The organism is Billgrantia hypersalina, assembly GCF_052584175.1.
Map to the genome: position 1 here is coordinate 50,857 of NZ_JBMIQI010000017.1, position 17,949 is coordinate 68,805.

The 17,949-nt window shown below is 63.0% G+C and carries 17 protein-coding genes; 8 read left to right on the forward strand and 9 right to left on the reverse strand.

Annotated elements, in window-relative coordinates:
- Positions 1-129: 129 nt before the first annotated feature.
- Positions 130-2,088 carry a transglycosylase SLT domain-containing protein gene (locus ACOJCM_RS13270; RefSeq protein WP_445212536.1) on the forward strand — a complete coding sequence of 653 codons (1,959 nt, stop codon included), beginning with the start codon at positions 130-132 and terminating at the stop codon, positions 2,086-2,088.
- A 12-nt stretch (positions 2,089-2,100) separates the two neighbouring features.
- Here the strand turns inward: ACOJCM_RS13270 and ACOJCM_RS13275 are convergent, their stop codons facing one another.
- A complete protein-coding gene (locus ACOJCM_RS13275) occupies positions 2,101-2,742 on the reverse strand; it encodes a LysE family translocator (protein ID WP_445212537.1) in 642 nt (213 codons plus the stop codon).
- A gap of 319 nt (positions 2,743-3,061) precedes the next feature.
- Here ACOJCM_RS13275 and ACOJCM_RS13280 point away from each other — a divergent pair, with 319 nt between their 5' ends.
- A complete protein-coding gene (locus ACOJCM_RS13280) occupies positions 3,062-3,268 on the forward strand; it encodes a cold-shock protein (RefSeq protein ID WP_181514718.1) in 207 nt (68 codons plus the stop codon).
- A 104-nt stretch (positions 3,269-3,372) separates the two neighbouring features.
- On the opposite strand, the gene ACOJCM_RS13285 is transcribed toward ACOJCM_RS13280, so the two are convergent.
- From ACOJCM_RS13285 to ACOJCM_RS13295, 3 genes are all read right to left on the reverse strand, one after another.
- Positions 3,373-4,095, reverse strand: coding sequence for a hypothetical protein (locus ACOJCM_RS13285; RefSeq protein ID WP_445212538.1), 723 nt, complete (start codon positions 4,093-4,095; stop codon positions 3,373-3,375).
- 122 nt (positions 4,096-4,217) lie between these two features.
- Positions 4,218-6,128 carry a M48 family metallopeptidase gene (locus tag ACOJCM_RS13290; protein WP_445212539.1) on the reverse strand — a complete coding sequence of 637 codons (1,911 nt, stop codon included), beginning with the start codon at positions 6,126-6,128 and terminating at the stop codon, positions 4,218-4,220.
- 12 nt (positions 6,129-6,140) lie between these two features.
- Positions 6,141-6,737 (reverse strand): LemA family protein, encoded by a 597-nt coding sequence (locus tag ACOJCM_RS13295; RefSeq protein WP_445212540.1) that lies wholly within the window; start codon positions 6,735-6,737, stop codon positions 6,141-6,143.
- Between the two features lie 174 nt (positions 6,738-6,911).
- Here ACOJCM_RS13295 and ACOJCM_RS13300 point away from each other — a divergent pair, with 174 nt between their 5' ends.
- The 4 genes from ACOJCM_RS13300 to ACOJCM_RS13315 are packed head-to-tail and all read left to right on the forward strand — an operon-like array spanning position 6,912 to position 9,473.
- A complete protein-coding gene (locus ACOJCM_RS13300) occupies positions 6,912-8,408 on the forward strand; it encodes a DUF1538 domain-containing protein (protein WP_445212541.1) in 1,497 nt (498 codons plus the stop codon).
- Positions 8,405-8,755, forward strand: a complete 351-nt coding sequence (locus ACOJCM_RS13305) for a P-II family nitrogen regulator (RefSeq protein ID WP_445212542.1) — start codon at positions 8,405-8,407, stop codon at positions 8,753-8,755. The genes ACOJCM_RS13300 and ACOJCM_RS13305 overlap by 4 nt, the downstream gene beginning before the upstream one ends.
- A gap of 26 nt (positions 8,756-8,781) precedes the next feature.
- Positions 8,782-9,168 carry a CBS domain-containing protein gene (locus ACOJCM_RS13310; RefSeq protein WP_445212543.1) on the forward strand — a complete coding sequence of 129 codons (387 nt, stop codon included), beginning with the start codon at positions 8,782-8,784 and terminating at the stop codon, positions 9,166-9,168.
- Between the two features lie 17 nt (positions 9,169-9,185).
- Positions 9,186-9,473 (forward strand): hypothetical protein, encoded by a 288-nt coding sequence (locus ACOJCM_RS13315; RefSeq protein ID WP_445212544.1) that lies wholly within the window; start codon positions 9,186-9,188, stop codon positions 9,471-9,473.
- 71 nt (positions 9,474-9,544) lie between these two features.
- Here ACOJCM_RS13315 and pepN read toward each other — a convergent pair whose 3' ends face one another.
- From pepN to ACOJCM_RS13340, 5 genes are all read right to left on the reverse strand, one after another.
- Positions 9,545-12,178 (reverse strand): aminopeptidase N, encoded by a 2,634-nt coding sequence (gene pepN, locus ACOJCM_RS13320; RefSeq protein ID WP_445212545.1) that lies wholly within the window; start codon positions 12,176-12,178, stop codon positions 9,545-9,547.
- A 72-nt stretch (positions 12,179-12,250) separates the two neighbouring features.
- Positions 12,251-12,655, reverse strand: coding sequence for a YbaN family protein (locus ACOJCM_RS13325; RefSeq protein WP_445212546.1), 405 nt, complete (start codon positions 12,653-12,655; stop codon positions 12,251-12,253).
- A gap of 143 nt (positions 12,656-12,798) precedes the next feature.
- On the reverse strand, positions 12,799-13,329 hold the full coding sequence (locus tag ACOJCM_RS13330; RefSeq protein ID WP_445212547.1) for an Hsp20/alpha crystallin family protein: 531 nt from the start codon (positions 13,327-13,329) through the stop codon (positions 12,799-12,801).
- 165 nt (positions 13,330-13,494) lie between these two features.
- Positions 13,495-13,980, reverse strand: a complete 486-nt coding sequence (locus ACOJCM_RS13335) for a YajQ family cyclic di-GMP-binding protein (protein ID WP_445212548.1) — start codon at positions 13,978-13,980, stop codon at positions 13,495-13,497.
- Between the two features lie 71 nt (positions 13,981-14,051).
- Entirely contained in the window at positions 14,052-14,528 is a 477-nt protein-coding gene (locus ACOJCM_RS13340) for a GNAT family N-acetyltransferase (protein ID WP_445212549.1), read from the reverse strand.
- A gap of 193 nt (positions 14,529-14,721) precedes the next feature.
- Here ACOJCM_RS13340 and ACOJCM_RS13345 point away from each other — a divergent pair, with 193 nt between their 5' ends.
- Together ACOJCM_RS13345 and ACOJCM_RS13350 are read left to right on the forward strand one after the other, a co-directional pair.
- Entirely contained in the window at positions 14,722-16,239 is a 1,518-nt protein-coding gene (locus ACOJCM_RS13345) for a RimK family protein (protein WP_445212550.1), read from the forward strand.
- Positions 16,240-16,599: 360 nt separating this feature from the next.
- Positions 16,600-17,946: a UDP-glucose dehydrogenase family protein gene (locus ACOJCM_RS13350; RefSeq protein ID WP_445212551.1), complete on the forward strand. Its 1,347-nt coding sequence runs from the start codon at positions 16,600-16,602 to the stop codon at positions 17,944-17,946.
- Positions 17,947-17,949 lie beyond the last annotated feature (3 nt).

Sequence of the window (17,949 nt, forward strand, 5' to 3'; positions counted from 1 at the left end):
TTCACGATAGGCGATCCTCGGCCGAACGCCTACCTGCAAAACCTGTCGGAGTGGGACGACACTTCTCAAGCTGGCGTCGATCGGCCACCATGTCGTCAACACCGCTCGCGATTCGCACGAGGTAGTCCCATGTCGCCGATGCTCCGCCTAAGGCAGTACCTGCGGCAACGCCGCGTTCTGGTCATCACCACCCTGCTGTGCCTGCCGCTGGTCGGCCAGGCCGACGACAATGCCATGCGCGACGCGCTCGAAGCCGCTCGCAATCAGCAATGGGAGCGTATCGACGAGGCCGCGATAAGCGGCCACGTGCTGGAAGGCTACGTGGAGTACCACCGTCTGCGCAGCCGTCTGCCCCAGGCCGAGCCCGGTCAGGTGCTGGATTTCATCGAGCGCCACCGGGACTCACCTCTCGCCGACTGGATGCGCAGCCAGGCGATCATTCGCTATGGCGATGCCGGTCGCTACGGCAGTCTGCTGGCCGTGGCCGATGGCACGCCCAGCGGCACCGAGCGAGAGTGCCACTACTACACGGCGCTGTACGGCAGCGATCCGCAGGCAGCCGCCGAGGGTGGCCGCGAACTGTGGCGTGTAGGCCATTCGCAGCCGTCGGCCTGCGACACCTTGTTCAATCGCCTACGCGCCAGCGGCGAGATCGACGAATTCGATATCTGGGAGCGCAAGATGCTGGCCTGGGAGCGAGGCGAAACCGGCCTGGTCAGCTACCTGGGCCGGCTGCTCGACAGCCGTTGGCAGGACGGCCGCGATGCCGTTGAGCGGTTGCAGCAACGCTACGCCGACATCACACGCGTTCCCACCTGTATCGGTCCCGAGTGCCGTGGCAGCGGTCCGCTGTTCGTCACCGCCATGCGAGGTTTCATACGCGCCGACACCGAGGCCGCGATGGAGGCATGGCGCAAGATCGCGCCGCACCTGCCGATCGAAGAGGACGATCGCCACGCCATCGAAGAGGATCTTGCCTTCTATTCCCTGGTTCGTGATATCGACCACAACTTGGGCTGGGTCGACGAGGCCCTGCCTCGAATCGGCACCACCCGCGTGCTTGAACTGCGCATCCGTCACGCCTTGGCCCATCGCGACTGGCGCGACGTGCTGCGCTGGGTCGACCACCTGCCGGAAGACGCCCGCGACGAGGGCCGCTGGCAGTATTGGAAGGCGCGCGCGCATGAACAACTGGGCGACCCGGAGCGGGCCGACGTGGCATACGCACGCGCGGCACAGGAGCGCAGCTTCTTCGGGTTCGCCGCCGCCGATCGCATCGACCGGCCGTACTCCCTGAACCTGGACCGCAGCCGTTTCGACGATGCATTCCGCGACGAGGTGGCAGGCTGGCCAGCCGTTCAGCGCACCGAGGCGTTGCTGCGGATCGGCGAGGAGGGCCTGGCCAACAGCGAGTGGTTACACGCCGCCGCCACTGCCTCCCCCCGCGAGGTGAGGGCACTGGCCGACTACGCCGAGCGGCGGGGCTGGCATGCGCGCCTGGTACAGACAACCATCACCGCCCAGCTCTGGGATGCGCTCGACTGGCGCTTCCCCGAGGCCTACCGCGAGCACTTCCTGCGCTGGGGCCAGCAAACCGGCGTGGATCCCTACCTGCTGATGGGTATCGCCCGCCGCGAAAGTGCCTACAACCCCCAGGCGCTCTCGCCTGCCGGGGCACGAGGGCTCATGCAGCTCATGCCGGGTACGGCCACGCTGCTCAGCCGCCAGCTCGGCATCAGCGACCCCGGCCCCCACGGCGTGCTAGACCCTGAGCTCAACATTCGCCTGGGCAGTACCTATATCCGCGACATGACCGACCGCTACCGGGGCAACCGTCTGGCCGCGGCGGCGGCCTACAACGCCGGACCCGGCCGGGTCGACCGCTGGCTGCGCGATGCCCCCGAGGAGTTCGACCTGTTCGTCGAGTCGATCCCCTTCCGTGAAACCCGTGACTACGTTCAGGCCGTGCTCTCGTACCGGGTGATCTTCGAAAGCCTGGCCAACGGCGGAAGCAGCGAGGGCGTGTCGATGCTCAGCGACGCGGAGAAGACCGTGCGCTACGATGCGTCGTTGCTTGCCCGAAACTGACCCCCTTGTGCGTCAGGCTGGCTGACGCTCCAGCGCCAGCTTGACGCCGAAGAGAATCAGTACCGCGCCGGTCGCCCCGTTCAATGCACGGGAGAAGAGCCGACTGCCAAGCCAGCGACCGGCGCTGCCGACCATGAGCACGATGGCGATCTGCCAGAGGTTGGCGACCAGGAAGTGCACCCCGGCTAGCCATAGCGACTTGAGCAACGCCGGGTCCGTCGGGGCGATGAATTGGGGCAGGAAAGCCATGTAGAAGACCACGGTCTTGGGGTTGAGCACGTTGGACAGCAACCCCTCGCGCAAAGGTCGCCATACCGGCACGGTGCGTCGCTCACCCTGCACCGCACCCAACGGCAGCCCACCGCCACGCCAAGCGGCCATCAGGCCGTTCATGCCCAGCCACATCAAGTAGGCCGAGCCCACCAATTTGAGCGCACTGAAAGCCCAGGCCGACTGCAGCAGGATCAGTGAAATGCCGAGCGCCGAGATCGTGGCATGCACGAACAGGCCGCAGCAGATCGCAAGGCTGGTGAGTACGCCATCGCGTATTCCACCGCGTGCTGTGTTGCGTATGACCAGCAAGGTGTCGACACCCGGACTCATCGACAGAAGGGTGATGGCGATCAGAAAGGGCCAGAACTGTGCATCCAGCATGACGTAACTCCGGTGATCGATAGTGACTGGAGCCAGGCGCTGCGCCTGTCCGGTGCCTTCCAGGGTTAACTTCGTGGTACATGAAGCATTGCCAATATAAGACAACGGATTCTCTGGACGCTCGGATTTTTTCTATCTACAGTGGATTGAGCGGTTGGCATGCTTGGAGTGTGCTTCCGCTGCGCTGGCCGGAAAGAAAGTCGTTCTTATGGCGCGTTCCACGCACTGAAGCGGACTTTTTCTTCTCGTGCCTTCGCACTTCGGGCCCGGTATTGCCGAGTGCCCAGCACGATCAAACTGTAAGCAAGGAAAATCGACAATGGCAACTGGCACTGTCAAGTGGTTCAACGATACCAAGGGCTACGGCTTCATCTCTCCGGACGACGGCGGTGATGACCTGTTCGCGCATTTCTCCGAGATTCAGGCTGAAGGCTTCAAGACCCTGCAGGATGGTCAGAAGGTGACCTTCGAAGTGACTCAGGGCAAGAAAGGCCTTCAGGCCTCCAACATCCGGGTTTCCAACTGAGGCCACTCCTCCGTTGACCCGGCGCCGGACCCTCCAGGAGGGTCCGGTGTCAAGACGAAAGGCCCACTTTTGCAAGTGGGCCTTTTTCATGTCGGGCCAGGCCGTTACTGCTCGTCCTCGGTTTCGACGCGCGGTGCATCGCCACCCGGTTCACTCTGTTCGGCTTCCTGAAACTGCTCGTCGAGCTCACGCTGCGCCTCTTCGAAGCGACGCTCGGTCTCTTCCAGCCAGGCATCGACGTCGGATTGCGTGACCTCGCCGGTACGTTCCGCCTCCCGTTCGATGTCGGACGCGGTGGCGTCCTCGCCGCTTTCCATGGGCTCGAGGCGCAGGTCGAGCTCCGACGAACTCTCCATCGGCTCGAGCTCGGGGCCACGCTGCTCCGCCTCTTCAAATTGCTGATCGATCCGGCGCTGTGCTTCCTCGAAGCGACGCTCGGTATCCTCGAGTATCGCTTCAATATCGTCGCGGGTGGGCTCACCCGGTAGCGCACCCCCTTCTTCCAGGGTATCGACGGGAGACTCCCCCAGCGTCTCGCTTTCGAGCTCGGCCTCGTCACCGGAGCCAAGTGCCGCCTCCCCCTCCGCGCCGGCAGATATCGACTCGTCCTCGGTCGTCGGCTCGTCTTCCTCAGCAGGGGGCGGGGTCGCGGGTTCCTCCTCTGTGGCTTCTACCTCGGGCTCTGTCCCGTTCGCTGGCGCCGATTCGGCCGCGGGCTCGTCGTCCTGGGCTGGCGCGTTCGCCTCATCGCCGTTATCCCCGCAGCCTGTCAATAGCAGGGCAAGGGTCAAGGCCGCGGCGGCCGGAATCCAGGGTGTCTTGGCCATCATCTTCTCCCATCCATATGAGACCCGCAAAAGGGCTTATTCCAGCAGAGCCCGACGGACGCTGCAAGCCGCCGAATCCTGCGTCTCATGAAATGTTGGACAGCAGCGAGCGGAAACGCTCCTCATTCGTCTCGCTCCATGACGGTCAGCGGCAGCGGACACCCAAGCGACCAAGCCACGGCCCGCAGCAGTTCGGCTTCCTGAGGATGGACCCGACCGTCGTGTAAAACGCAACTCGCCATGGCGTCGAGCAACCTGACACGTTCGCCTTCGGTCAGCAGCAGGCAACGTTCAAGGGCCCTGTCGAGCTCCCCCGGCGTCGCCGGCCGGGAGACGAAATTCAGAGGCAGCTCCAGTGCATCGGCCGCCTGGGCGAAGGCTACCTCTGACAGCGCCGGCTCACGGTTTCCCGCCAGTGCCAGGCTCGACAGCAGGCAGACCACCGCCCCTTCGACCTGCGCCAGGTGCAGTCGCTGCCCGCGCTGCGGCGGGGATTCCCCCTCGCTGCCTGCCACGACCAGGCGATGCAGGGCCCACTGCAGCGCACCCGGACGGTGCTCGGCCGCCATCAGACGCTCGAGGCATTCGCGAAAACGGGCGTATTGGGCCACCGAGAGTTGGCGCAATACGGGCCAACAGAGCTCGATGAGTGCCAGCCGCTGACCCGCCTTCACCGCGTCAAGCGCATGAGCGAGCCGGTCGAGCTCCGTCAGCACTTCCGGTAAGGCGGCTTCGACCAAGACCTCGCGCTGGCGTCGGCGGCTGGCCGGCTCGGCCCCCATGAGGATGCCGTAGACCACGGCACGCGCGGCAAAGGGCTCGTGTGCGGCCTCGACCAGCAGGGGGTCGACGCCGGCCAGGGCTCGGCGAGCCTGCCGCAGGTCCTCGCCACGCGGCTCGCCGATCCGCTGTGACAACGCTCCGCTGACGGCGCGGGAGCCCTGACCGGCAAGCCTGGCAACCTGAGCCGGTGCCCTCATCTCATCGGCTTCGACGGCTCGGTCGCGCTCGGCGTCCGGTTCAGGCAGGCGGCCGTCCCAGTCGGGCTCGAGCCGGTGAATACGCGTCGTCAAGGGCGGATGGGTGGCGGTAAGCCCTCGCAGTCCGGACAGGCCGCGACTGAAGTAGAGGTGGCTGAACTCCTCGGCACGGGTTGCACGGAGTTCGGAGCCATGGGCATGCGCTGCTACGCGCTTGAGAGCCCCCGCCAATCCAGCCGGGTTGCGGGTGTACTGCACCGCACTGGCGTCGGCCAGGAACTCTCGCTGCCGGCTTACTGCCGCCTTGATCAGGTTGCCGCATAACGTGCCGACGAAGCCCACCACGATCAGTGCAAGGCCGGCGCCGAGCAGTACCGCGTGGCCGTTGCCCCGGCGTGAGCCACGCACCACGCGCCGTGTCGCCATCCCTCTCAGCAGCATGCGACCGACGAGACCGATCACCAGGATGCCGTACAGCAATGCGACGAGGCGCATATTGAGGCGCATGTCGCCGTGCAGGACATGGCTGAATTCATGGGCAATCACCCCCTGCAACTCGTCGCGCGTAAGCGTGCGTATGGCGCCACGGGTGACACCGATGGCCGCATCCCGGGGCGTATGACCCGCAGCGAAGGCGTTGATGCCGGGCTCATCGAGCAGGTAGACCGCCGGCACCGGCAGCCCCGAGGCAATGGCCATCTCCTCGACGATGTTGAGCAGCCGGCGTTCGTCGGCATCGCGCGTCGCGGCATTCAACGGCCTGCCGCCCAGCGCTTCGGCCACCGCCGCGCCGCCGGCCCGCAGCTGCAGGTGGCGAGACAGGCTACCTGCCCCGACCACCAACACCACCCCGAGGGCCACGCTGCCGAGCAGCAACGGATCGAGCGCCCGGGCCAACGGATCACCACCTGGCTGACCGCCATCGAGCAGCGCCATGGCAATCACCACCACCGCAACGGCCGCCGCGATCATGCCAATCACGGCCACGAGCAACAGCACGACCAGCCAAGCGGTCAGACGCCGCGCACGCGCCTGGGCACCGAAGAAATCCATGGCCCCGCGCCGTCAGAAGCGGACGTCGGGAGCCGCCTGGATCTCGGCGCTGTCGTCGAACTCCAGCAGCGCCGCGTCCTCGCGGTGGCCCAGCGGACCGGCCAGCAGCACCGGCGGAAAGCTCTGCCGGTAGGTGTTGTATTGCATGACCGCGTCGTTGTAGGCCTGGCGGGCGAAGGCGACGCGGTTCTCGGTACTGGTCAGTGTCTCGGAGAGCTGGCGCATGTTGTCGGAAGCCTTGAGGTCCGGGTAGGCCTCCATCACCACGTTGAGCCGCCCCAGGGCAGCGCCCAGCGCGCCCTCGGCCCCAGCCAGCTCGGCCATTGCACCGGGGTCGCCCGGTCGGGCGGCGGCCGACTCCAGTCCGCTCAGTGCCGCATTGCGTGCCTCGGTCACGGCGGTCAGGGTTTCGCGCTCATGAGCCATGTAGGCCCGGGCGGTTTCCACCAGGTTGGGAATCAGGTCGTAGCGGCGCTTGAGCTGCACCTCGATCTGGGCGAAAGCGTTCTGGTAGCGATTCTTCAGCGCCACCAGGCGGTTGTAAATGCTGACGGCGTAGATCACCAGCAACGCCACCACGATTAGCACGACGATCAATGTCACGTTCATTCGCTTTCTCCCGCCCCGTCCGAACCGAGCTTGATTTACATCAATGGCATGACTGCATTAGCGCCTGCTCAACGTCATGGGCCGATGTTATAGTGAGGCCGTCGCCCAAGCCAGCCAACGCCTGTGCTTACTGCGGCAGATCTTGCCCAACCGATCAATGCCAGGGAGTCGGTCTTGGTAGAGCAGTTCAAGGATTTTCTGCACGCATTGTCCCATGCCCTGCGTAACCTGCTACCGATCATCGTGGTCGTGGTCGCATTCCAGGCACTGCTGCTGCGCGAGTGGCCGGACGGAGGGCTGGGCATGGCCGGGGGCTTGTTGATCGTTGCCATCGGCGTGGCACTTTTTCTGCAAGGACTCGAGCTGAGCATCTTTCCTGTCGGCAAGCGGCTCGCCAACCAGTTCACTCGGCGCGGCTCCATGCCGCTGTTGATGTTGTTCGGCTTTGCCATCGGTTTCTCGGCAGTCGTGGCGGAACCGGCCCTGATCGCGGTAGCCGAACAGGCCGCCACCATCAGTGACGGCCGCATCGATGGCCTGACGTTGCGTCTGATCGTGGCAAGTTCGGTGGGCCTGGTCATGTCACTGGGCGTGTTTCGCGTCGTCTTGGGACATCCGCTGCACTGGTACATGATCGTCGGCTACGTACTGGTGGTGATGGTGACTTTCTTCGCCCCCGAAGAGATCGTCGGACTGGCCTATGATTCCGGCGGCGTGACCACCAATATCGTCACCGTGCCGCTGATCGCCGCGCTGGGCATCGGTCTGGCCTCGTCTATCCGCGGCCGCAATCCGCTGACCGACGGCTTCGGCCTGGTGGCGCTGGCTGTCATGGTGCCGATGATCAGTGTGCAGCTCTATGGCATTCTGGTCTATGCCGAACCCGAGACACTCCAGGCAGGCGCTGACCTGCTGATCGATGGTAGCGATGCCTCCCCGCCGCCGGGGCCCTTGGCCATGCTCCTTGATCTTTTCAGCATGTTGCGCGATGTGCTGCCCATCATTTTGGTGATCCTCTTTTTTCAATACGCCGTGCTACGTCGCCCTCTGGCCAGCCCGATGAGGGTTAGCGTGGGCTTCGCCCTGGTGATCGTGGGCCTCTACGCTTTCGTGGTCGGACTCAAGCTCGGTCTGTTTCCCATCGGGCGGAGCATGGCCGAACAACTGATCGAATATGACCGCTGGATATGGGTCTATCTGTTCGCTTTCTGCATCGGCTTCGCCACGACCATGGCCGAACCGGCATTGATCGCCATCGGCAACCAGGCCGAGGAAGCCGCCGCCGGCAAGCTTCAGGGCAACGTCATACGCCTGCTCGTAGCACTGGGTGTGGCCATCGGCATAACCATTGGGGTACACCGCATCATCAGCGGCGATTCCATCCACTATTACATTACCGGTGGTTATGCGCTGGTGATCGTCCTCACCGCCATGGCGCCCCGCTATATCGTGGCGCTGGCCTTCGACCTGGGTGGCGTGACCACCTCCGAGGTGACGGTGCCACTGGTCACCGCGCTGGGCATCGGGCTGGCCAGCCAGATCGAAGGACGTAACGTGTTGATCGACGGTTTCGGGCTAATCGCCTTCGCCTCGATCTTTCCTATCGTCACCGTAATGAGCTATGCCATTTTGGTAGAAAAACTGGCACAGCGGGGAGGCAAGACGAGATGAAGTTTTCGCTTTTGGTCGCCATCATCCCGGAGGATCTTGAGCAGGAGTGCATCGATGCCGCCACCGAAGCCGGAGCGGTCGGGATGACGCTGATGAGCGGACGCGGCATCGGCGGCGAGCGCAAGAAGACTTTCTTCGGGCTGACCTACGAGGGCAGCCAGAGCATCATGCTGATGACCTTGGAGAAGAGCCTCTCGCTCAAAGTACTCAAGGCGATACGCCAGGTGCTCAATCCCACTGGCGAGGAGTCGAGAGGGCTGGTCATGACGCTGCCGGTAGAACACCTCGGCGGTATCGACTTGGCACAGGTCAAACGCTTCGAAGAGCGCCTCAGGCAAGATGTCTGAACGAACGTGTTGCTGGAGATAAAAAAATGCTGGTCAAGGACATCATGAACCGTGACGTGGTGACGGTATCCCCCTTTGCTACGCTTCGCGATGCGCTCAGCCTGATGAAGCGCCATAACCTGAAAAGCCTGGTGGTGGAGCAGCAGGATCCCCATGACGCCTGGGGGCTGATCACCTACACCAATATTCTCAAGACCATCGTCGCCGAGAACGGAGACATCGACCTGATCAACGTCTATGACGTCTGTGCCAAACCCGCCATCGGTGTGGGGGAGTCCCTGGATGTACGCCATGTCGCCAGCCTGATGACCGACAGCGTGGTCAAGCGGGTACTGGTGCTGGATGACAATAAGTTGGTTGGCTTGGTCACCATGGATGATATCGTAGGCACCGTTCTCGACATGATCGAGTAAGCCGACCGGACAAGCCCATGCAAGACTTCTTCACCTGGCTGGGTCGTACCCTGGGCGAGATCATTCGCTTCGTGGTCGACCTGCTGCTCGTCTTCTTTCACAATCTGGGTGCCTCCGCCCGGGGCTTCTTCGACGGCCTGGCGAACGCACTGGGCATCCCGGCCACGATCGTCAGCCTGGTGGTACTGTTGCTCGGGCTGTGGCTGCTTTATCTCGCTCTGCGGGCACTGCTGCGCCGACGCCTGTTCGCCACGCTGATCTGGGCCATCCTGGGCGTCACCGTCCTGAGCTGGCTGATCTATTAAGCCCAGGCGTCCCGAACGAAAGCGCCGCCCGATGGGCGGCGCTTGTTTATCGACTTCAGTGCGACCCTTGGCTAGGCAAGAGCCTTTTCGACCACCTCGTAGACATTGGGCGAGAGCTTTTCGGCCCGGATGCGCTCGAGTTCGCCTTTCATCAACTGCTGGCGCGTTTCGTCGAAACGCTGCCAGCGGGTCAGCGGCGTGACCAGACGCGCGGCAATCTCGGGATTGAGCCGGTTGAGTTCGATCACCACATCGGCCAGCAGCCGGTAACCCTCGCCATCGGCACGATGGAAGTTGATGCGGTTCTGGTTGGCAAAGGTGCCGATCAGCGCACGCACCTTGTTGGGGTTCTTCAGCGAGAAGGCGGGATGTGCCATCAAATGCTTGACCCGCTCGAGGGCATCGGTCTGCGGCCGGGTGACCTGGATGGCGAACCACTGGTCCATTACCAAAGTGTCGTGGGCCCACTTCTCGCCGAAGGTGCGCAGGGCCGGAGTTGCCAGGTCGTCGCGGCTACTGTGAGTCAGCAGTGTCAGCGCATGGCGCACGTCCGTCATGTTGTGCTCGGCGGCAAACTGCTGGCGAGCGAGTTCGATGGCCTGCTCATCTTCGATGACCATCAGGTAGGAGAGCGCCACGTTCTTCAGGCTGCGCTGTGCAATCTGATCGGGCGCTGGCGCGTAGGGCGCATCGCTGCGGTTCTCCTCGTAGACGCGCAGAAAGTCGTCGCGCAGGGCCACGGCAAGCGATTGCTTGACGAAGTTGCGTGAGGCGTGGATCGCTTCGACGTCCACCAGCGGTTGCTGCTCGGCGATATAGGCTTCACTGGGCAGGGCCAGCATCTCGGCCAGCACGGCCTTGTCGTCGCTGCCACGCTCCAGCAGGGCCCGAAAGGCCTCGACCACGCGGGGGTCCATGACCTTCTCGACCCCATTGCGGTGAGCGGCGATCAGGTCGTCCAGCGCCAGCATGGCCAGTCGCTGCCCGGCGTCCCAGCGGTTGAAACCGTCGGAGTCATTGGCCAGCAGGAAGGCCAGGTCTTCGCGGCCGTAGGGGAAGCGCAGTTGCACTGGCGCCGAGAAACCGCGCAGCAGGGAGGGTACCGGGGCCTCAGGCACGTCGGTGAAGACGAAGGTCTGCTCTTCCTCTTGCAGATGTATCACACCATCGCTGCCGAGCGATTCCCCCTCCAGCGTGAGGGCGAGGTCACGTCCCGTCTTGGTGCCCACCAGGCCCATGCGAACAGGTATGTGAAGGGGCTGCTTCTCGTGCTGTCCGGGCGTGGCGGGAGTGCGCTGGCGCAGGGTCAGGTGGTACTCGGCGTTGGCGTAATCGTACTCGCCATAAGCGTCGATTTCGGGAGTGCCGGCCTGGGAGTACCACAACATGAACTGGGAGAGATCCTGTCCTGAAGCTTCGGCCATGCAGCCGACGAAATCCTCGATGGTCACCGCCTGGCCGTCGAAGCGCTCGAAATAGAGATCGCTGCCGCGGCGGAAGGCTTCCCAGCCCACCAGGTTGCGCAGCATACGGACCACTTCGGCACCCTTCTCGTAGATGGTCAGGGTGTAGAAGTTGCCGATTTCGATGTAATGATCGGGGCGCACCGGATGCGCGGTGGGCCCGGCGTCCTCGGCGAACTGCGTGGTGCGGAAGAAGGCCACGTCCTCGATGCGCTTGACCGGCGCGGAATTGACGTCCGCGGAGAAGCACTGGTCGCGAAAGACGGTAAAGCCCTCCTTCAGCGAGAGCTGGAACCAGTCGCGGCAGGTGACGCGGTTTCCCGACCAGTTGTGGAAGTATTCGTGGGCGACGATGCTCTCGACCCGCTGAAAGGCGGCATCGGTCGCGGTATGCGGATGGGTCAGTACCGCCGCGGAGTTGAAGATGTTGAGCCCCTTGTTCTCCATGGCGCCCATGTTGAAGTCGTTGACCGCCACGATCATGAACAGGTCGAGGTCGTACTCGCGTCCGTAGGTTTCCTCGTCCCAGCGCATGGCGCGCTTGAGTGACGCCATGGCGTGGTCGGTCTTGCCCAGGTTCTCTTCCTCGACCCAGATCTGCAGCGTGACCTCGCGTCCGCTCGCGGTAGTGAAGCGATCCTCGACCTTCTGCAGGTCACCCGCCACCAGGGCAAACAGGTAGCTGGGCTTGGGAAAGGGATCGTTCCAGGTGACGAAGTGCTTGCCACCGGGCAACTCGCCCTGTTCCACCGGGTTGCCATTGGAGAGGAGCACCGGCAGGCTCGCCTTGTCGCCGATCACGGTAGTGGAAAAGGTCGCCATGACGTCCGGACGGTCGGGATAGAAAGTGATGCGACGAAAGCCCTCGGCTTCGCACTGGGTGCAGTACATCCCATTGGAGAGATAAAGTCCTTCCAACGCCGTGTTCTCCTTGGGCGCTATCTCCACTTCCGTCTCCAGGCGAAACTGCATGGGGGGGCGATACACGGTCAGCCCGTTGTCGCCAACGGTGTACTCATCTTCGGCCAGGGGCTGGCCATCGATGGCGATGGACTTGAGAATCAGCTGCTCGCCGTCGAGCTCCAGCGGCGCTTCGGCCTCGCTCTCGGGGTGTCGCTTCATCTGCAGGCACGCCCGGACGCGGGTGGCCGTGGGGTCCAGCTCGAAGCTCAGCTCGGTATGCGTGGCACGATAGGCGGGGGGCCGATAATCGTGTCGATAGGTCGGCTTGGGTTCAGACATCGGGAACGCTCCTGTCCATGATCGATGGCCATTGTACGGTTGCCCGCTGCCGAACCTCAAAGGCGCAAGGACTCAGCGGCGCACGAGGCGCGCCGAGCCGCTGCCGACACGGCCGGGCTCGGGACGCGTCGCAATCCACACACCCAGCAACGCCAGGCCGGTCGTCAGCATCAGCTTGAGCCATACCAGGCTGAGCGCCATCAACAGCACCACGATTGAGAACGCCAGCATGATTCCCGCGATCCACTTGGCGTGTCGCGGTATGGCACGCTCCCCCTCCCAGGCCAGCACGGTGGGACCGAATCGTGGGTGTTCGCGTATCCAAAGGGCGAAACGCGGCGAGCCGCGTGAGGCGGCCCAGACAGCCAGGAGCATGAAGCAGGTCGTCGGCATCAGCGGTACGAAGACGCCGACCACGCCCAGCGAGAAACTGATCCAGGCCAGGCCGATATAGAAGGCGCGACGTAGCGAATGCATGCAGGAAACTCCCGTTCGGCGTCTTGTCCGCTGTCTTCTATTGAAGCCTATCTACCCTGGCACGGCCAATCGGCTAAGGCTATGGACCTGTTCGGAAAAAGAAAAAGCCCGCCCGAAGGCGAGCCCGAAGGAACCCCACGCATTTACTGAATGGGAATTTCACGACGATTCTGCGTTACTTCGCCGCTGCGGGGCACCCGTATCTTGAGGATGCCGTGGCTGAAGGAAGCCTTGATCTCCTCGGGCCGAGCATCCACGGGCAAGTCCAGTACGCGGCGAAAGCTGCCGTAAGAGCGCTCGATGCGCTGATATCGGTCTTCCCTGGCGCTGCTCTCCTGTCGCTTCTCGCCCTCGATGACGAGACGATCGTCGTCCAGCGAGAGCTTGATGTCCTTCTCCTCCACTCCGGGTACCTCGACGCTGATCACATACTCCTCATCCCGCTCGGCGATATCGAGCTGCGGTCTCAGTAGACTCGGCATATCACCGAGACGGCTCTGCAGGGAGGGCATGCCGAACTGACGCATGACGTTATCCATCCAGCGATCGAGTTCCTGGTGCATGCCCACCAGCGGCGAAAGCTCGCCTTGCCGAGGTTCCACGGGCGCCGGCGCATCGGCGTCGGTGCGTTCGCTCTTGAACCAGTTCCAGGGAGAGAACTTCTGCAGATTCATACGCCACCTCCTGTTTAAGACAAACACAATGTGACGCATCGGGCAGGCCTTATCGGCTCTGCTCCTGCATGAGGAAAACTGGTGGCGCCTCGTCGGTTTTCAAGGGTTCAAGGTGCCACTGCACTTGCCTAGCCCCACCCGACCCCTACCGGGTCGGCGGAGGAGTCAATCGCGGAAGTTATCGAATTGGAGAGCCAGGTCAGGACCGTCCTCGCCACGCAGCATGGCGATGACATCCTGAAGATCGTCACGCTTCTTTCCGGTGACGCGCACCTTGTCACCCTGGATCTGGGCCTGCACCTTGAGCTTGCTGTCCTTGATGCGCTTGACGATATCCTTGGCCTCCTTCTGCTCCAAGCCCTGCTTGAGCTTGACGTCCTGGCGGGCCCGCACGCCGGAGAGCTCGGGCTCCTGCACGTCCATGCACCGGGCATCGATGCCACGCGCGATGAGGCGATTGCGCAGGACGTCGAGCATCTGCTTGAGCTGGAAGTCGACTTCGGCCTCGAGCAGCACGGTGTCGTCGTTCAATTCGAAGCTGGCCTTGACCCCCTTGAAGTCGAAGCGGCTCTGGATCTCGCGGTTGGCCTGGTCCACGGCATTGCTGGCTTCGTGCTTGTCGTATTCGGAAACGATGTCGAAAGAAGGCATGGTTTGTCCCTGGTTGCCCTGTCGTGCAGGAAAGTCTATCAGCCTCCTGTGACCTATGCGCACCTCGACATCTATACCGAAGGCGCTTCCGCCGAGAGGGTGAGCGGTTTGCTCATCTGCCAACCGGCACAGCCATCTTCGTAATAGTCGTCCAGCCAGCGCTCCAGACGAAACCCCATGCGTCGATAGAGGCCCAGCGCAATGCGATTGTCCGCCCGGACTTCGAGGCTCATTGACTCGCACTCGCGAGAGGCGGCCAGGCGCTCCAGCGCCTCGAGCAGCTTTCGTCCCAGCCCGCTTCCCCGCGCCTCGGGATGCACGCAGAAAGAGTAAAGCCTCACGCGACGGCTACCACGACGAAACAACAAGGTACCGTATCCCAGCAGCCGATCCCCCTCGGCTTCGGCGAGCAGGCTCTCGGCATGAGCGCGATTCAGCAAGTGCCAGAGCTGCCGGCGGCTGAAACGATCGCCACTGAAAGCCACCTGTTCCAGGCGATATAGCGCGTCCAGGTCCTGGGAGCGGGCCTGGCGCAATGTGACGGTCATGAGAGTCTCCGGGGCGGCGGCAACGCCGTAGTACAATCGGCAATGGAAATCGATGGCCCGATGATGCGCTTGGGCCGATGGGATCATGAAATCATTTCACCAGTCGATGCGCTTGTCGACAGGAAGTTGCAACGGCATGCTGGCCGCAACTGATGGCATCATGCCACTCACCTCAACCGAACGGATCTCGCCCATGTGTCCTCTGCGAATCGTCGTCGACCGACAGGAAGACTGGCAGCCCTACTACCCTTCCGAAGATCTGATCAGTGCCGATGACTTTCTCGCTCTGGATCGACGCCATCGCGCCGCCGCCGATCAGGATCGTAGCACCCACGTCATCAACCTGTGCGGCGAACTCGACTATCTTGGCACCGGCTATTACGTTTCGCTGCTCGCCCAGGCCCGCGGCCAGCGCGTGCTGCCAAGCGTCGAAACCCTCAACGAGCTGTCGCGCAAGGCTCTGATCGACCTGCAACTCGACACGCTCGCACCGCTGCTCGACGAGCTGGCGCGCCAGGGACGCCTCGCCGGGGACAGCATGACCCTGCGAGTCCTGTTCGGTGAATGCCGCGAGCCCGCATTGGCCCGCCTCGCGCGCAAGCTATTCGAGCGTCTGCCCTGCCCGCTGCTCGAAGCGCGCCTGGTTCGGCGTCACGATCTCTGGCGCCTGGCCCGGCTCAAGCCGATTGCCCTACGCGACCTGAACAGCGATGAGCAGGATCTCTTCGCTTCCGCCCTCAACCGCCATTCGCGCAAGGTCTGGCGCACCCCCAAGGCGCGCCGTCGGTATCGCTTCGACCTGGCCATCCTCGTCGACCCCAAGGAGGCCATGCCACCCAGCAACACCAGTGCGCTGAAAGCCTTCATTCGCGCCGGCCGCAAGCTGGGCATCGACGTCTCGCTGATCACCCGGCGCGACGCCGGCAGGTTGGCCGAATTCGACGGCTTGTTCATTCGCGAGACGACAGCCCTGGATCACCATACCTACCGTATGGCCCGGCTTGCCGAGCACGAGGGGCTAGTCGTGATCGATGCACCGAAGGATATCTTGCGCTGCACCAACAAGGTCTATCTGCATGCGCTGCTGCGGGCACGGGGCGTGCCGGCACCGGAAGGCATCCTGCTCAAGCGTCGTGACCGACGGCCGCTTGCCGAAAGGGTCGCCGAGCTGAGCTTTCCCATGGTGCTGAAGATCCCCGACGGCTCCTTCTCTCGCGGGGTGGTCAAGATCGAGTCGCTGGAGCAGCTCGAACGCGAGGCCAAGCGGTTGTTCGACGATTCCGCCCTGCTACTGCTGCAGGAGTGGCTGCCGACCGAATACGACTGGCGCATAGGCGTGCTGGACGGACAAGTGCTGTTCGCCAGCCGTTACTACATGGCCCGCGGCCATTGGCAGATCTATGACCACTCGGGCACACGGGTAAAGAGCGGCGGGTTCACGACCCACGACCCGGCCGAAGTTCCGCCCGCCGTGGTCAAGGCGGCGCTGCAGGCCACGCGCCTCATCGGCAACGGTCTGTATGGCGTGGATATCAAGCAGGCTGGGGATCGCGTGGTGGTCATCGAGGTCAATGACAACCCCAACGTGGATGCGGGAATCGAGGACGCCGTGCTGGGTCGCATGCTCTATGAGCGGATCATGCGAGTGTTCATGTCCCGCATGGAGGCTCGTGTCTCGACCGGCGCCGCCGACAACTGGCGGCGTCGCTGATCTGCCACACGCGCCATTCACGCTTAAAAACATTTTTGATCAATATTTTACCGTTTCATCACCTATCCTTGTCGCTGTTAGGAGACAGCACAAAGCCTTGATCTGCAAGGCTCAGCCCGCTATTGGACTGAGATGTCTCCTATCGGCGACACAATAAAGCCAAGATGCCTCCTCAGTAGATCACCGTTACACGCCAACGTGTTGATTTTTCATCAAAATCATTTGTTGGCGCGGATGTTGCGTACCGAATGGCGCGCTAACTAAATAAACCGGCCCTAATCGCCATCAACGTCGGTCTCAACCGGCGGGATGGCGTTGCTTGGATGAACAGGGCCCCGAAAGCAAGGAGCGATGACGATCATGAAGATTACTATCTTCGGTTCTGGTTATGTGGGACTCGTCACGGGTGCCTGTCTGGCTGATGTCGGCCACCACGTCATGTGCGTGGATGTGGACGAAGACAAGGTGGCGCGCCTCAACGCGGGGGAAGTGCCGATCTACGAGCCCGGCCTGGAGGATTTGATCAGCAAGAACAAGGCAGCAGGACGCATTCAGTTCACGACTGATGCTGCCAAGGCGGTCGAGTTCGGTCTGCTCCAGTTCATCGCCGTTGGCACCCCTTCCGACGAGGATGGCAGCGCCGACCTCCAGTACGTGCTCAAGGTTGCCGAAACCATCGGTCAGCACATGCAGGACTACAAGATCGTCGTCGACAAGTCGACCGTGCCCGTCGGTACCGCCAGCAAGGTGGAGCGCACCGTGGCTGCCGAACTCGAGAAGCGCGGCGTTAACCTCGAATTCGATGTTTGCTCCAACCCGGAATTTCTCAAGGAAGGCGCCGCGATCGAAGACTTTTCCCGTGGTTCGCGAATCATCGTCGGTACCGATTCCGAGCGCGTCAAGAAGGCCATGCTGGAATGCTATGGTCCCTACAACCGTCAGCGCGACAAGATGATGTTCATGGGCGTGCGCAGCGCCGAGCTGACCAAGTACGCGGCCAATGCCATGCTGGCGACCAAGATCAGCTTCATCAACGAAGTCGCCAACCTCGCCGAACGTCTCGGCGCCGATGTCGAGGAAGTGCGCCACGGCATCGGTTCCGACCCCCGCATCGGCTACAGCTTCATCTATCCGGGCTGCGGCTATGGCGGCTCTTGCTTTCCCAAGGACGTCAAGGCCCTGGCCCACACCGCCGAAGAGATCGGTCATCCGGCCGAAATGATCAAGGCGGTGGAGCGCGTCAATGCCCGGCAGAAGAACAAACTGTTCGAGAAGCTTTGCCAGGCCTTCGATGGCCAGCTGGCCGGCAAGACCATCGCCCTGTGGGGACTGGCCTTCAAGCCCAACACCGACGACATGCGAGAGGCACCCAGCCGCGCGCTCATGGAAGCTCTGTGGGAAGCGGGCGCGCGAGTGCAGGCCTACGACCCGGAGGCGACCGACGAGTGCCGTCGCATCTACGGCGAGCGCGACGATCTGGTGCTCACCGAGAAGCGTGACGATGCCCTGGAAGGCGCTCACGCCCTGGTCATCTGCACCGAATGGAAGGCCTTCCGCACCGTCGATTTCGAAGAATTGCATGAAAAACTCGAGGAGCCGGTGCTGGTCGACGGCCGCAACCTCTTCCAACCCGATTCCGTCAAGGCTGCTGGGCTCGCCTATTACGGCATCGGCCGCGGCGACTCCGTGCGGCCCGTATTGGCCTGAGGA